15 protein-coding genes are annotated in these 13,978 nt (G+C 64.0%); 11 read left to right on the top strand and 4 right to left on the bottom strand.

The window, feature by feature from the left end; all coding sequences use genetic code 11:
• The first annotated feature begins 16 nt into the window (after nt 1–16).
• The 5 genes from EH240_RS26395 (at nt 17) to EH240_RS26375 (ending at nt 4,611) form a co-directional block, all read left to right on the top strand.
• Nucleotides 17–994 (top strand): sugar ABC transporter substrate-binding protein, encoded by a 978-nt coding sequence (locus EH240_RS26395; protein WP_125004108.1) that lies wholly within the window; start codon nt 17–19, stop codon nt 992–994.
• A gap of 269 nt (nt 995–1,263) precedes the next feature.
• A complete protein-coding gene (locus tag EH240_RS26390) occupies nt 1,264–2,241 on the top strand; it encodes an ABC transporter permease (protein ID WP_125004106.1) in 978 nt (325 codons plus the stop codon).
• A 3-nt stretch (nt 2,242–2,244) separates the two neighbouring features.
• Nucleotides 2,245–2,976 carry an ATP-binding cassette domain-containing protein gene (locus EH240_RS26385; RefSeq protein ID WP_125004104.1) on the top strand — a complete coding sequence of 244 codons (732 nt, stop codon included), beginning with the start codon at nt 2,245–2,247 and terminating at the stop codon, nt 2,974–2,976.
• Nucleotides 2,977–2,986: 10 nt separating this feature from the next.
• The gene (locus EH240_RS26380; RefSeq protein WP_125004102.1) at nt 2,987–3,742 is read left to right on the top strand and encodes an SDR family oxidoreductase; all 756 of its coding nucleotides are present in this window, start codon (nt 2,987–2,989) and stop codon (nt 3,740–3,742) included.
• A gap of 2 nt (nt 3,743–3,744) precedes the next feature.
• Nucleotides 3,745–4,611: an aldose 1-epimerase gene (locus EH240_RS26375; protein ID WP_125004100.1), complete on the top strand. Its 867-nt coding sequence runs from the start codon at nt 3,745–3,747 to the stop codon at nt 4,609–4,611.
• An 81-nt stretch (nt 4,612–4,692) separates the two neighbouring features.
• Here the strand turns inward: EH240_RS26375 and dinB are convergent, their stop codons facing one another.
• Both dinB and EH240_RS26365 read right to left on the bottom strand, forming a co-directional pair.
• Nucleotides 4,693–5,955 (bottom strand): DNA polymerase IV, encoded by a 1,263-nt coding sequence (gene dinB, locus EH240_RS26370; RefSeq protein ID WP_125004098.1) that lies wholly within the window; start codon nt 5,953–5,955, stop codon nt 4,693–4,695.
• 204 nt (nt 5,956–6,159) lie between these two features.
• A complete protein-coding gene (locus EH240_RS26365; RefSeq protein ID WP_125004096.1) occupies nt 6,160–6,540 on the bottom strand; it encodes a cupin domain-containing protein in 381 nt (126 codons plus the stop codon).
• 966 nt (nt 6,541–7,506) lie between these two features.
• Between EH240_RS26365 and EH240_RS26360 the strand changes: the two genes are divergently transcribed.
• A complete protein-coding gene (locus EH240_RS26360) occupies nt 7,507–7,776 on the top strand; it encodes a polymerase (protein WP_245436396.1) in 270 nt (89 codons plus the stop codon).
• 79 nt (nt 7,777–7,855) lie between these two features.
• A complete protein-coding gene (locus EH240_RS26355) occupies nt 7,856–8,092 on the top strand; it encodes a hypothetical protein (RefSeq protein ID WP_125004094.1) in 237 nt (78 codons plus the stop codon).
• Between the two features lie 162 nt (nt 8,093–8,254).
• On the opposite strand, the gene EH240_RS26350 is transcribed toward EH240_RS26355, so the two are convergent.
• Nucleotides 8,255–9,472, bottom strand: a complete 1,218-nt coding sequence (locus EH240_RS26350) for a TadE/TadG family type IV pilus assembly protein (RefSeq protein ID WP_125004092.1) — start codon at nt 9,470–9,472, stop codon at nt 8,255–8,257.
• Nucleotides 9,473–9,752: 280 nt separating this feature from the next.
• On the opposite strand from EH240_RS26350, the gene EH240_RS26345 reads away from it, so the two are divergent.
• The 4 genes from EH240_RS26345 (at nt 9,753) to EH240_RS26325 (ending at nt 13,514) form a co-directional block, all read left to right on the top strand.
• On the top strand, nt 9,753–10,991 hold the full coding sequence (locus EH240_RS26345) for a TadE/TadG family type IV pilus assembly protein (protein WP_125004090.1): 1,239 nt from the start codon (nt 9,753–9,755) through the stop codon (nt 10,989–10,991).
• 4 nt (nt 10,992–10,995) lie between these two features.
• On the top strand, nt 10,996–11,436 hold the full coding sequence (locus tag EH240_RS26340; protein ID WP_125004088.1) for a TadE/TadG family type IV pilus assembly protein: 441 nt from the start codon (nt 10,996–10,998) through the stop codon (nt 11,434–11,436).
• Nucleotides 11,426–11,836 carry a TadE/TadG family type IV pilus assembly protein gene (locus tag EH240_RS26335; protein ID WP_125004086.1) on the top strand — a complete coding sequence of 137 codons (411 nt, stop codon included), beginning with the start codon at nt 11,426–11,428 and terminating at the stop codon, nt 11,834–11,836. Before EH240_RS26340 ends, EH240_RS26335 begins: the two co-directional genes overlap by 11 nt.
• Before the next feature lie 883 nt (nt 11,837–12,719).
• Nucleotides 12,720–13,514: a hypothetical protein gene (locus tag EH240_RS26325; protein WP_206075323.1), complete on the top strand. Its 795-nt coding sequence runs from the start codon at nt 12,720–12,722 to the stop codon at nt 13,512–13,514.
• 96 nt (nt 13,515–13,610) lie between these two features.
• On the opposite strand, the gene EH240_RS26320 is transcribed toward EH240_RS26325, so the two are convergent.
• Entirely contained in the window at nt 13,611–13,805 is a 195-nt protein-coding gene (locus EH240_RS26320; RefSeq protein WP_125004082.1) for a hypothetical protein, read from the bottom strand.
• Between the last annotated feature and the right edge of the window lie 173 nt (nt 13,806–13,978).

Raw genomic sequence — 13,978 nt, 5'->3', positions numbered from 1 at the left:
AAAGGGAGGAACAGACATGAGAAAACTGACTGCAATGCTTCTGCTCGGCGCAGCCCTTGTCGGCGGGCAATCCGTGGCCAGAGCCGACGGCCTCAACATCGTCTTCACGCATCATTCGTCGGCCTCGAATACTTTTTGGCAGGCGGTGAAGAAAGGTTTCGACGATGGCTGCGCCAAGGTCGAGGCGACCTGCAACATGGTCTTCACCCAGACCGAGGGCTCCATCGAGCAGCAGGTCGCCAACATGCGCGCCGCCCTTGCCGCCAAGCCCGACGCGCTGCTCACCTCCATCGTCGACGACCATGCCTTCGACGACGTCATCAAGGAGGCGCGCGACGCCGGCGTGCTGGTCATCGCGGTCAATGTCGACGACACCGAAGGCGCCAAGGGCAATGCGCGCCTGGCCTTCGTCGGCCAAGGCTTCAAGCCCGCCGGTTATTCGCTCGCCAAGGCGATTTCCGAGAACTTCCCGAAGGACGGCCCGATCAAAGTGCTGGTCGGCATTTCGGCTCCCGGCCAGAACTGGTCGGAAACCCGCGGCGCCGGCGTCATGCAGTTCCTCGAGGAATACAAGGCCGCCCATGCCGACCGCGATGTATCGTGGGAGCGCATCGACAGCGGCACCGACCTCGCCATCACCTCCGACCGCGTCGGTGCCTATCTCAACGCGCATCCCGACACCACGGCCTATTTCGACACCGGCTTCTGGTGCGCCGGCGTGGCGCGGGTGCTGGCTGATCGCGGCGTGGCGCCCGGCAAGGTCCTGCTCGGCGGCTTCGACCTCGTGCCCGAAGTGCTGCAGCAGATGCAGAAGGGCTATGTCCAGGCGCTGGTCGACCAGCAGCCCTACATGCAGGGCTTCATGCCGGTGATGGAGGCCTATCTCAACAAGAAGGTCGGTCTGGCTCCTTCCGACATCGATACCGGCCAGGGCATCGTGCGGCAGAAGGACGCCGACGCCATCATGGCGCTTTCCGCGCAAGGCATGCGCTGAGACCGTTTGGAAACTCCACTCCTGCGGCCATCTGAAGGCGTTTCTGCGCTTCCGGTGCTCACGTACTCAAATGTACGCTCCGCTCCGGTTCTCGAAAACACCTTCATATGACTCGCAGGAGCGAGTTTCGAAACGGTCTCCGAGCGTGAGAGCAATTCCAGGAAAAGTGCGCAGCGGTTTCCCGTCCGGAATTGCGTAGAACAAGAACCTCAAGCCTTTGATCGGCGTTGCCGGTCATCTTGGAAATCTCGAACCGCCGGAGCCCCTCGTTGAAGCGCCTGTTCAAGACCTATCTCGAAAAGCCGGAGCTGGCCGGGCTGATCCTTCTGGTGCTGCTCATCGCCCTGTTCCAGGTACGCTCGCACGGCGTGTTCCTCAACCAGGACAACCTGCGCGGCATCCTCGGCATCCTGCCGGAGGCCGGCCTCGTCGCCATCGGCGTCACCATCCTGATGATCAGCGGCGAGTTCGACCTCTCCGTCGGCTCGGTCTTCGCGCTGATGCCGATGACGATGGCGGTGCTGATGGTGCACGGCGCACCGTTCCCGCTGGCGCTGCTCGCCGGGCTGCTCGTCTGCGCGGCCATTGGCTTGATCAACGGCTACGTCACCATCCGCTTTGCCATACCGAGCTTCATCACCACGCTCGGCATGCTGTTCATGGCGCGCTCGCTCACCGTCGTCGTCTCCGGCGGCTTTCCGCCGCTGCTGCCTGCCGACCTGCCCAACTGGCTGTTCACCTCCTTCGTCGGGCCGGGCAACATGTTCCGCATGTCGTTCCTGTGGTTCGCGGCGGTTGCCGTGCTCACCTCGCTGATGCTGTCGCGCACCAATTTCGGCAACTGGATAAAGGCCACGGGCGGCTTCCTGCCTGCGGCCGCCGCCATGGGCATCCCGACCGCCAGGGTCAAAGTCGTCTGCTTCATGCTCTGCTCTGTGCTCTCCGGCTTCGCCGGCATGTTGCAGGTGCTGCGGCTTGGCTCGCCGCTGCCCTCGATCGGCGAGGGGATGGAACTGCAGGCGGTGGCGTCCGCCGTCATCGGCGGCGCCTCGCTCGCCGGGGGCATCGGCACCGTCATGGGCGGCATCATCGGCACCACGCTGATCCGCGTCATCGACAACGGCCTTGTGCTGAGCCACGTCGATGCCAACTGGTTCAAGTTCGCCATCGGGTTCCTCACCATCTTCGCCGTCGTTGCCAACGCCTGGATGCGCAAGCGCGCCAAGGCCATCAAGATGGAGGGCTGAAGCATGAGCGACGCCATCATCTCCGTGCGCAACCTCCACAAATGGTATTCCGGCGTGCATGCCCTCAAAGGCGTCACGCTCGACTTCCGGCGCGGCGAGGCGCTTGGCCTCGTCGGCGACAACGGCGCCGGCAAGTCGACCCTCATCAACATCCTGTCCGGCGTCCACCGCGCCGACAAGGGCGAAATCCAGGTCGAGGGCAGGCCGGTCAGCATCGCGACGCCGCGCGATGCGATGGCTCTCGGCATCGAGACCATCTACCAGTACAACTCCATGGTCCCCACCATGTCGATCGCCAGGAACCTGTTCATCGGCCGCGAGCCGACGCGCTTCTCGGTCCTCGGCGTCGGCATCCTCGACCAGAAGAAGATGGCCGAGGAGAGCGTACGCGCGATCGCCAATGTCGATCTGCATCTGCGCTCGCCCGACGCGCTCGTCGGCGAGCTCTCCGGCGGCCAGCGCCAAGGTGTTGCGATTGCGCGCGCCATGCATTTCAAGTCGAAGGTGATGATCCTCGACGAGCCGACCAACCACCTTTCGGTCAAGGAGACGAACAAGGTGATCGGCTTCGTGCGCGGCCTGAAGGAGCAGGGGGTGACGGGCGTCTTCATCAGCCACAACATGCACCACGTCTTCGAATGCTGCGACCGCATCGTGGCGATGGCGCGCGGCGAGATCGTGCTGGATAAGCGCATCGAGGACACCTCGATCGACGAAGTCCACGGCGTATTGTGAGGTGGCGGCGATGAAGGTGCTTGGCGATCGTATCGTGCTGTTGACGGGCGGGCTGGGCTCGCTCGGCCGGGCGCAGGCGGTGACGCTGGCGCGGGCCGGCGCGCGCGTCCTGGTGCTCGATCGACCGGACATCGGAGACGCCGCGCAGATTGTGGCCGCGCTTGCCGGGCAGGCCAAGGGCGATATCGCCTTCGTCGGCTGCGATCTCAACCGCCTTGCCGAAGCGGAAGCGACTGTTGCGGCGCTGGCGGCGAAGGAAGGCGGCATCGACATCCTGATCAACAACGCGGCGCTCATCATCAATCGGCCCTTCGAGGAGTTTTCGCTCACCGAGTATGAGGAACAGATCCGCGTCAATTCCTCGGCCGCCTTCGCGCTTGTGCGCGCCTGCGCGCCGGGCATGAAGGCCAAGGCCTACGGCAAGATCGTCAACTTCTGCTCGATCACGCTCAACGGCCGCTGGGACGGTTACGTGCCCTATGTCGCTTCGAAGGGCGCCATGCTCGGCCTCACCAAATCGCTGGCGCGCGAGCTCGGCCCGCATGGCATCAGGGTCAACGCCGTGTCGCCGGGCGCGGTGGTCTCGGAGGCCGAGGAGCGCGTCTTCGGCGACCGGTTGAAGCAGTACAATGACTGGATCCTCGAGAACCAAAGCCTGAAGAAGCGCATCGAGCCTGAGAATGTCGCCGAACTCGTGCTGTTCCTGGTCTCGCCGGTCTCCGACATGATCAGCGGCCAGAACATCGCCATCGACGGCGGCTGGTGAGCATGGCCGGCGCGATCGAGCTGAATGACGGGCAGTCAAGGCTGGTTTTGGCGCCGGAGAACGGCGCGGCGATCGCCCGTTATGACGCGCTGGTGATTGGCAGCGCGCCGGTTCCGCTGCTCAAGCCAGGCGACGGCACCGGCACGTCCGGCTGCCAGCTGTTGGTGCCGTGGTCGAACCGCATTTCCGGCGGCGGCTTTTTCTTCGAAGGCCGTTTCCATGCCGTCGAGCCGAACGTGCCGGGCGAGACCTTCCCGATCCATGGCGACGGTTTCCAGAAACCGTGGCGGCTTGCCCACCGCACCGACACCGAGGCGGAGCTGGTGCTCGAAGACGGCGCGATCGGTCCTTACCGCTACAGGGCCACCGTCACCTACGCGCTGCGCGACGGCGCGCTCGACGCGTGGCTGACGGTGGAGAACCGCGCCGGCATGCGCCTGCCTTACGGCCTCGGCTTCCATCCCTGGTTCCCACGCGGCGACACAACCCTGCTGGAGGCGAAGGCCAGGCGCGTCTGGCTGGAGGACGAGCGCCATTTGCCTGTCGGCGTCGTGCCGGTGAGCGAGCATCCGGCTTGGGATTTCGAGCGCCCTATCCCGCTGCCGCCGGATTGGGTGAACAACGCCTTCGACGGATGGAATGGCCACGCCAGGATCGTGCAAATGGAAGAGGGGATCGCGATCACGCTCACCGCCCCGCCGGAGCTTGATGTCTACATCCTCTATTCGCCGTCGCCCGATGCCGGCTTCTTTTGCTTCGAGCCGGTATCGCATCCCGTCGATGCGCATCACGGAGAGGGGCTGACGGAGCTCGACCATGGGCAAACGATGAGCGCGGCGATGCGGCTGGATTGGGCGGTGATGGGATGAGCGCGCTCTGAGGACGCAGGGCGGCGGAGCGTAATCTCCCCCTCAAAGGGGGAGATTACGCGCGCCCGCCGCCTTCGCCAATTACAACTCCTTCTCCGCCAACTCCCGGAATGCATCCGGCACCGAGCGCGCCGCTTCCAGCGCCACGGTGCCGTAGCCGACCGCCTCCTTGCCGAAGCGCCGGCGGATCTTGTCGACGGCGCGGTCGGCGCCGAAGCGGGCCAGCCCCCGGCGGCTGCCCGGCTTCAGCTTTTCGTCCGCGAGCCCGAGCGGCAGCTCGAGCTGCAGCTCGGCATGCTCCTCCAGATGCGAGACCGAGATCGCCAGCAGCGAGATTTCCCTCTCGCCCGGATGGGCGGCGAGCACTCCGCGCACCAGCTCCTCGGCGATTTCGGCGAGCATCGTGGTGGCCTGGATCGGCTGTTCCAGCGTCACCGAGCGTGTGACCGCGCGCATATCGGCAAAGCGCACGCGCACCGTCACCGTGCGGCCGGGCCGGTCCTTAGTGCGCAGGCGGCTGGCGACGTGGTCAGCCAGATGCAAGAGCGTCGGCACGAAGACGCCGGGCAACGCGGGCTTGCGGCCGAGCGCCGATTGCGCGCCGGCGGAAATCGCGCGGCGATGCGTCTCCAGCCGGCGCGGGTCGCGGTTCCAGGCGAGCGCTGCAAGTTTTTGGCCGGCGGCGTGGCCGATCAGCCGCTCCAGCACGCCGCTATGCGTGCGCGCCAATTGCCCGATCGTCTCGACGCCGATCTCGGCGAGCCTAGCCTTGGTCGCCGGCCCGACGCCCCACATCAGCGACACCGGCAGGTCATGCAGGAAGGCGAGCTCGGTGCCGAGTTCGACCACCACCAGCCCGTCGGGCTTGGCCACCTGCGAGGCGATCTTGGCGAGATGCTTCGTCCGCGCCACGCCGATCGAGATCGGCAGGCCGAGCTCGGCCTTCACGCGACGGCGGATGGTTTTGGCGATCTCCTCCGGCGGCCCGAACAGATGCGTGCAGCCGGCGACATCGGCAAAAGCCTCGTCGATCGAGATGCGCTCGACCACCGGCGTGAAATCGTCGAGCACCTTGATCGCGGCATCGCCGAGGCGCTGGTATTCGCCGAAGCGCCCGCCAACGAAGATCAGTTGAGGGCAAAGCTCGCGCGCCTTGCGGCCGGGCATGCCGCCGCGCACGCCGAAGATCTTGGCCTCATAGGAGGCGGCAAGCACCACGCCGCCGCCGACCGCGATCGGCTTGCCGCGCAGTGACGGATCGAGAAGCTGCTCGACCGAGGCGTAGAAGGCGTCGAGATCGGCATGCAGGATGGTGGCGGCAAAAGCAGCGTCCGTTGCGAGCATCCCGCGCTCCCGTCTCCGGCCCGATACCGCGCCGCAGCATTAGTAAAGGCTTTTGTAAGAGGTGTTTGCCGGAACATAAAGAGAACAAAACCAGTCTCTTGTCAACCCGCCGCACTGGGCGTGAGAACGGTTGCAACCGCACGCAACCGGCGCGTTTTGAGCGGTTGCGTCGCCGATCTCCCCTCGAGGGGGAGATTAGCTTGGCTACGCCGGCTTGGCATACTGCTCGGCGCTGAGCACCTCGATGCACTGGAACGGCTGATTGCCTTCCACCCAGGCGTCATGGCCGGGCGGAATGGTGTAGGACGTGCCGGCCTCGATGGTCTTCTGCGTCCCGTCATCCATGCGCACGGTGATCGTCCCGGACACGCAATAGCCGACATGCGAGACCTGGCAGCTCTCGGTCTTGACCACCGGCTTCACGCATTCGGACCATCTCCAGCCCGGCTCCATGTTCATCCGCCCGAGCGTGAAGCCCGGCAGCCGCACGATTTCGACACGCGTCTTGGCGGGCGAGCGGACCTCGTCGGGATTGTTGTGCGACTTGGATTCGAGTTTGGTGACGTTCATTGCAGCTTCGGCCATGACATCCTCCCTTGCTTCAAGCGGAGCCCGACGCTGCGATCGTCGGCGACCGCTGCCGGATTCATACGCCTTTCAATGAGGGATTGCTAATGTGATTGCCGGGCGCAGCAGGAAATCGATTTTGTCGGGTGACCGGTATTGCAAGCATATCCTGCCGGTGATTTGCTGTTTTTTGCGCTGGCACGACGGTGACTGAGGGGTCACCCCGTTTCTCGCCCCATTGGGGAGAATCCTATGAACCCTCGGCAACTTGTCTGGACGATCTCGTCATCGCCGTCGCGATACCCAACCGGAACAATCTCGAGTTCGCTCACGTGCGCGCCGCACGCCGGGCGGGCCGGGACGTAGCCGCGGCGCGGGAGGGCTATCGGGCGGAGGCAATCAACTAAAAAAGGGAGGAAACCGATGCTTCATCAGGGTGTAAGAACGCAAACCCGTCCCCCGGTCGGGGCAGTGCGCGGCACGCCGCCGTCGCTTCGTCCGTGCTGCGACAGCTATGTCTGTCCGGTCTGCGAGCAAGTCGTCGAACTGACGGATTTTCGCCAGGTCGTCTGGCATCAAAGGCCGGGCCATCAGCCGATGGAAATGAACGACTGAGCGGCCCTGCCGGCGAGAAAAAGAGCCCGCGCCTTTCTGAAAAAATGCGCGGGCAGTGTTGGAGTAGCCACTCAGTCAACGCGCTCCCGGGCAACTGGTTGCGCCTCGCCGAAGCGATCGGCCGTCGCCGGCGTGCAGGGCCAAAGGCGATCGTTTCGCCACTGGGGCTACGGTCCCATGGCGCAGGTGGGACTGAGGTCTCACCCTGCGACGCAGAGGCCCGAACCGTCAGATTTCTGGAAACAAGCACGGCGGGCAATTCATTGCTTCACAGGCCGTCGAGCAAAGTCCCTTCATCGGCGGTCGACAACGGGGTGACCCGCCATCTCCTGCGATGTGGCGGGCGCCTCCCGAGCAATTCCAGGAAAAGTGCGCAGCGAACCGCTCTGGGAGACATCCATCAAGCCCGGCGAATTCATCGCGAACCTGTTCGCTGCTCTATTGCTGGCAGGATTGATCGCCGGCGTCTTCCTCGTCTTCGGCAGGCCGCTCTGGCCGGAACGCCAAGCCTCGATGGTGGTCCTTTTCCCGGTCGATGCGACCACGACCGGCTCGGTGCGCGGCGCCTGCTTCGAGCCTTGCCTGCCGCTCCGCTTCGATCTCAAGCGGGCGCCGCCCAGGCCGTCGTCGAAATCGTGACCGCGACGACGCCGGGCGGAACCCGGCCGCCCGTCACGTCGTTGATTCCCGCGAAGGGATGCCGCGGGCGGAGGCCGTTATGGACAGCTTCGAACTCATCGATCTTCTCTGCGTCGTCGATGCCTGCGTGAGCGATCGCGCGGCCGGGCACCTCATCTCGATGTCGAAAGCCGTCGAGGAACTGCGCGTTCTGACCGGCGACTTCGTCTCATCGGACGAAGCGGCGGCGAACGCCCTGAGCCAGGTGGCGCTGGAGCGCGGCTGCGCGGTGCTCTTCGACGAGCAGCCGGGCGCCGATATCGTCGGCGAGTTGTGATCTCCCCCCTTGAGGGGGAGATGTCGCCGAAGGCGACAGAGAGGGGCGCCGCGCGTGAAGCGCCTACCTCTTCTGCGACGAGAGATGGCGCCGGCGCTCCATGCGAGACGACCCCTCTGGCCGCTTCGCGGCCATCTCCCCTGCGAGGTCCCGCGAGTGGCGCTATTTCACCAGGGTGATCATCCTGCCGGCATACATCTCGCGATTGCCGAGTTCGGCCGTGCAGTCCGATTTGACGGCCGAATTCCCCGTCATCTCCACGGTTTTGCCGACCAGCCGCAGGCAACTGCCTTGCGCATTCATGTCGGAGTTGCCGGCGTAGGAGATGGGCGCGTCGGGGGCGTAGATGAAGCCGCTCACCACCGAGCCGGATCCGCCGTTGATCGTCAGCGCGGACGTGTTGCCGTGGTCCTGGAAGATGGTGATGCCCGCATAAGGGCCGCTGGTCGGCGGCGAGAGATCCACCTGATCATTGGCGTTGATGTAGAGCTGCGAGCCTTCCATCAGGAAGATCGTCACGCCATGGCCGGTGAGGCTGCCATTGCCGCCGGGCTTTATGGTGACGTTGCGCATGAGGTAGACGCCCGGGTTGAGCGTGATCTTTCCCGACAAGGTCTTGTCGCAATAGGTACCCTGCGAGAGCGTGATCGTCTTGCCGTTGGGCATCGACTGGCAGAGCCCGTAGGCGGGCGGAGTGACGTTGGCCAGCGGATCGAAGGAGGCGTACTGGTTGGTGAGCGGTGCGTCGCATGAAAGCGTGGCGTTGGGTGGTGTGATCCCCGAGGTCGAGCCGACCGTCGAGACGCATCCGGCGCTGACGATCGCCGAGCCGCCGCGGTTGACGGCGTCGGCCGCGTCCGAGTTGGCCGCGATCACGCAGCCGTTCATCGAGACGTTGGTCGAGCCCTGCAGGTTGACGGCGGCACCCACATGCGGATCGAGCGCCAAGACGCATGCCTGCGCCCCGGGCTTGACCTGGATGGAGGCGGAGCGGATCGCTTGCCAGGCGGGCGCGCCGCTGACGAAAGCTGGGCGGGTGATGCTGGACGACAGCGAAATGGTGTAGGCGCTGGGATTACCGCTGGCCGTTGCCTGGAAGGCGGCGAGGCTGCCCGAATATTCCCCGGCGTCGGCGGCGCTCATATTGGCCGCGAAGAAAGTCAGGCCAAGCTGGCGCACGTCGCCGGCCGACATGCTCGGCTGGTATTTCGTGCCCACCGCGAGCCCGGCCGCGTCCAGCGAGTTCTGCAGTTGCGCGGCGTCGTCGCTCGTGCCCGCCACGTCGACGGCGCCGGCCACGACCAGCATCAGCGGCACCGCGGCGATCGCGGTCGCCAGCGCGAAGTTACCGCGCGTCGAAGCCCAGAACCGTCCAATCATAGCAGCACCCTCGCCGGAAATGGCAGAGAAATACCGCAGCCGTCTCTACGACCGATTTCCGAAAAAGATAAAATGCAGCAAATGCTAAAATGGCAGGCTTCTCCGCAGATTGCGCCTTAAGTCTGATGAGTATTGGGCCTTAAGTCTTAGCTCGGTCACCGCAGGAGGTGCGAAAGCGCTTTCTGGGGTCCGAAAATCGCAAGTCGAGCGAAAAAATTATCCATTCGTTTATCGGCGGGTGCTGAACGTGACGGCTGGGATAGCTTGGGTACGCTCCGCCATGGCCTTATTCGGTCGAATTTTCGGACAATTCGTCTCTCGTCGCCTGCGAAGCGGCGAGGGCGGCAATGTCGCCATCATCTTCGCGCTCGCCTTGCCCATTGTCGTCGGCGGCGCGGGGCTCGGCGTCGAGACGTCCTACTGGTATTATTCGAGCCTGAAGCTGCAGGCGACGGCTGACGCCGCCGCCTATGCCGGCGCGCTGGAGAAGATCGCGGGATCCGATACGGCGGCGATCACCACGGCCGCTACCCAGTCGGCGACCGAGAATGGGCTTGGCACTGGCACCATCGTTGTCCACACGCCGCCCACCTCGGGGCCGAACGTGGCCAACAAGGCGGTCGAGGTGATCCTCAACCAGAACCTGGACCGGATGTTCACCTCGATCTTCACGCAGACCAAGGTGCCCGAGCAGGCGCGGGCGGTGGCGCTCATCACCGATGGCGCCTATGCCTGCAACACGGCGTTCAATCTGTCGGCCGCGCAGGCGGTGAGCATTTCCGGCAACACCAGCCTCAAGCAGATCGGCTGCGTCATCAACGCGAATTCGAACGCCAACGATGCCATCAAGGTGCAGGGCTCGGCGACCCTCCAGACTGACTGCCTGATAGCGGTTGGTGGCGTTTCGCTTGGCACCACACCCACGATGGTCTGCAAGGCACCGATCACCCAGGCCCTGCCGGCGGCTGATCCTTACGCCGACCTGCCGTCGCCCGCGGCCTCGAGCCAGTGCTCGAAAGTCAACGGCAGCAAAACGTCGCAAACACTCCAGGCCGGCACCTACTGCAACGGCATGGACCTCAAGGGCAATGTCACGCTTTCTCCCGGCGTCTATGTCGTCCAGGGCAATTTGAAGATCAACGCAGGCGCGGTCGTTTCAGGAACCGGCGTGACCATCTTCATGGCCGGCAGCAACACCGTCAGCATGAACGGCAATGCCACGGTGACGCTGAGTGCGCAGACCTCGGGCACCTATTCCGGCGTGCTGTTCTACGGCGACAGGACCGGCACCAGCGCGCAGAGCACCTTCAACGGCACCGCGGACTCGCTTTTGACCGGCGCCATCTATTTCCCCAAGCAGCAGGTCAGCTATCTCGGCAACTTCTCGGGGACCGGCGGCTGCACGCAGGTCCTCGCGGACACGATCCAGTGGTCCGGCAGTACGACCATCAAGCAGGACTGCACCAGCCTTGGGATGAAGAATATTCCGGCTGCCCAAGCCGTGCGGATCGTCGAGTAGCGGCATGAGCCCATTCGTGATCCGCTTCCGCAAGAACCGCTCCGGCGCCGCCGCGGTGGAATTCGCGCTGGTGCTGCCGATACTGTGCACCGCTCTCTTCGGCATCGCTGATGGCTGGTCCTATGTCACCAGCTCGATGGCGATGCGGGCGGGCGTGAAGACGGCGGCAAACTTGCTGCTGGCCGGCGCCACCGACGACAGCGCCGTCCAGGCCGCGGCGGTGGCGAGTTGGGAAAAGAAACCTTCCGATGCGGCGATCGTGGTTACCCGCAGCTACAAGTGCGGGACGACCATGGTCACTTCGACGGACATATGCGCTGGTCCGAAGCTGCCTTCGATCTACGTTCAGGTCCAGGCGTCGGGCACCTGGGTTCCGCCCTTCACCTTCGGCGTCTTCCCGCATAACAGCGCCCTCGGCCATCAGCAGGTGGTCCGTGTTCGCTAAACAAGGACCTCGGGCTTTCGCCGGCAGTGCCTCGGGCGGAGCCGCGATTGAATTCGCGCTGATCGCGCCTTTCCTGATCATGCTCCTGTTCGGCATCTTCGCCTTCGGCTGGTCGATGAACAGCGAGTCCAGCGTGCGCTACGCGCTCGAGGCGTCCGCGCGCTCCCTGCAGCTCAACAACACGCTGACCCAGTCCCAGATCCAGGCGATCGCGACGCAGAAGCTGCAGGCGCTTGGCCTGCAGAACGTCAGCGTCACCATCACCACCGATCCGTCGAGCGGCGGCTTCAAGATGGCGCATGTCAACGCCAGCTACGCCTTCGTCATCGCCTTTCCCTACTTCAGCGATTTCCCGATCAATTATTCGACGACGGTGACGGTGCCGCTGGTCGGCAGCTAGTTCCTCGACACAGGGATTTTGACAGGTTGCAGGCTTGTCGGCGGGCAAGATTTTCACCGCTCTTTTTTCGTGAAATCATCGCAAGCGCAGGCTGAAGCCTCTCCAACCTCGTCATCCCAGGGCGAAGCAGGAGCGAAGCGACGCGCGCAGACCCTAGGATGCCATGCCGTGATCTCGACCGAAGGGTGCAGCGGGGGCAGAATTCTGCATCGCAGCGGCGCTCTGAAGTCACGGCATGGATCCTTGGGTCTACGCGGTACGCTTCGCTTCCCGCTCCGCCCAAGGATGACGACGGGTTGGGCCTTTCGGCCAATCACCAAGGCATGCGGTCTGCCAACGCAAGCATAGCCGACCGGTCAAAATTTCTGTGCTAGGGAACCAGAGCATTTCCAGGAAAAGTGCGGAGCGGTTTTCCGTCCGGCGTTGCGTAAGGCAAAGAGCAGTCCCAAGAAAGATATATAAAAGTATATATTGGTGTTCGTCCGGGATTGCCTGAAGACAAACCGTTTGTGCGCTCGATCGGCCAGAAGCTGACGGCTCCCATGCTCGACGCCCAAAAGCGGCTCAGTTCTTTGCAAAAACCAATGCATAAACAAGGATCTGAGTCCCTTCGGCCTCGCAGGCCGCACGGCGCTGGGCCCATGGTCCGATGAGGCATGGGCCTTCATTGTTCCAGAGGGCGGGCCCGGGCTTAGCCCTTTTATTTATGAAATGATTTCAATAAGTTAATGCGAGATTTCGGCCAAAACCGCAGCGGTATGCCCGGTTTGCTCCCTTGCCGCGACGGTATTTGTCTAAAAGTTACTCCAAGCCATTAGGAAATTCTCATAAGACGCGGCTTAGCGGTTGGGCAGTGATGGCGATTCACCTGCGGAGAAACACGATGACGATCCGAAAGACACTTCTGGCTTCACTTGCCATTCTGGCGCTCGCGGCTGCTCCAGCACTTGCCGATGCCGGCGGCAATGGCGGCGGCCACGGCAATGGCGGCAGCCATGGCGGCGGCAACGGCAATGGCGGCGGCAACGGTGGCGGCAATGGCGGCGGCAAGGGCAACGGCGGCGCCTCGCACGGCAAGTCGGCGTCGGCTAAAGGCCAGGTGGCCAAGGCGGACGACACGACCGACGAAACCACGGATGACACGGTCGCGGCCGCGACGCCTAAGGAAAAGAACATCCATGCCAAGCTCGGTCGGCTGAACTCGCTGCAGCGAAACATCAACGCCTACATGAACTCCAAGAGCAAGAAGTTCGCCTCCATCCAGGCCTATGTGACGCAGGCGGCCGCAGCCCAGAACGCGCAGGCCAAGCTCGACGCGGCGAACGCCCAGCTGGCCGCCGACCAGGCCACGCTCGCCGGCCTCACTACGCAGCTCGCCGACCTCAATGCGACTGACACAACCGGCTTCACGCCCGAACAGCAGGCGGCTCTCGACGCGCAGATCGCCGACGTTCAGTCGCAGATCGACGCCCAGAACACGACGATCACCGGAGACACCCAGGCAGTCGCGGATGCCCAGGCCGCGGCAGACGCCGCTGTCGCTCCCGATGACGCCTCGCTCGACGCCGCCCTGCAGGACATGGCCAACAAGCCGGTCGATCAGGAGGTGACGGACTGGGCCAAGGGCGTGCTGGCCGACAAGATCGACCAGGCCGCCGCGGCGACGTCCACGCCGTAAGGCGAGAGGGTGGACTGCCCTGCCGCCGGGCATCCGCTCGGCGGCATTTTGTTTGGACGGGATGGCAATCCGCGCGTGTGGCGCTTGCCGCCAGTTCTAGGCCTTCTTTCGTCTCAGGAGCGTTACCAGCACGGTTCGCATTGACGAATGCTCCGGGCTGTCAAGCTCCACGATCCAATCGTTATCGCGTTTGTGCCAGGGGAATTTCGCGCTCCGCAATGCTTGCCGAAACGCGTCAGGGTCAACGCCGATGGACCTGGCCATATCGGCGGCGTTTGTCAGCTTGGGCATGAAGCCTCCTGTGCTGTCCGTCAAGCATAGGCGCTTTCACCAACGGGTTCAAACGATGGCCGGCCGATCGGCAAAAGCTGCGCCTCCCTGGCTGCCACTCAAGGGTTTTTCAGAAACGTCGTATTACGATATAATTCGTTGCAAAGGGGCATGCGATATCTTTTGATATGCGG

It is taken from the genome of Mesorhizobium tamadayense (genome assembly GCF_003863365.1).
Classification (GTDB): Bacteria; Pseudomonadota; Alphaproteobacteria; order Rhizobiales; family Rhizobiaceae; genus Mesorhizobium; species Mesorhizobium tamadayense.
Note: the sequence above shows the minus strand (reverse complement) of the source record. Positions and strands in the feature narration are given on the sequence as shown.

What these genes read in the sequence shown, in the direction of transcription:
- EH240_RS26395 (WP_125004108.1), top strand. Translation starts at nt 17, where the DNA reads ATGAGAAAACTGACTGCAATGCTTCTGCTCGGCGCAGCCCTTGTCGGC.
- EH240_RS26385 (WP_125004104.1), top strand. Translation starts at nt 2,245, where the DNA reads ATGAGCGACGCCATCATCTCCGTGCGCAACCTCCACAAATGGTATTCC.
- EH240_RS26380 (WP_125004102.1), top strand. Translation starts at nt 2,987, where the DNA reads ATGAAGGTGCTTGGCGATCGTATCGTGCTGTTGACGGGCGGGCTGGGC.
- EH240_RS26375 (WP_125004100.1), top strand. Translation starts at nt 3,745, where the DNA reads ATGGCCGGCGCGATCGAGCTGAATGACGGGCAGTCAAGGCTGGTTTTG.
- dinB (WP_125004098.1), bottom strand. Translation starts at nt 5,955, where the DNA reads ATGCTCGCAACGGACGCTGCTTTTGCCGCCACCATCCTGCATGCCGAT.
- EH240_RS26365 (WP_125004096.1), bottom strand. Translation starts at nt 6,540, where the DNA reads ATGGCCGAAGCTGCAATGAACGTCACCAAACTCGAATCCAAGTCGCAC.
- EH240_RS26355 (WP_125004094.1), top strand. Translation starts at nt 7,856, where the DNA reads ATGGACAGCTTCGAACTCATCGATCTTCTCTGCGTCGTCGATGCCTGC.
- EH240_RS26350 (WP_125004092.1), bottom strand. Translation starts at nt 9,472, where the DNA reads ATGATTGGACGGTTCTGGGCTTCGACGCGCGGTAACTTCGCGCTGGCG.
- EH240_RS26345 (WP_125004090.1), top strand. Translation starts at nt 9,753, where the DNA reads ATGGCCTTATTCGGTCGAATTTTCGGACAATTCGTCTCTCGTCGCCTG.
- EH240_RS26340 (WP_125004088.1), top strand. Translation starts at nt 10,996, where the DNA reads ATGAGCCCATTCGTGATCCGCTTCCGCAAGAACCGCTCCGGCGCCGCC.
- EH240_RS26325 (WP_206075323.1), top strand. Translation starts at nt 12,720, where the DNA reads ATGACGATCCGAAAGACACTTCTGGCTTCACTTGCCATTCTGGCGCTC.
- EH240_RS26320 (WP_125004082.1), bottom strand. Translation starts at nt 13,805, where the DNA reads ATGCCCAAGCTGACAAACGCCGCCGATATGGCCAGGTCCATCGGCGTT.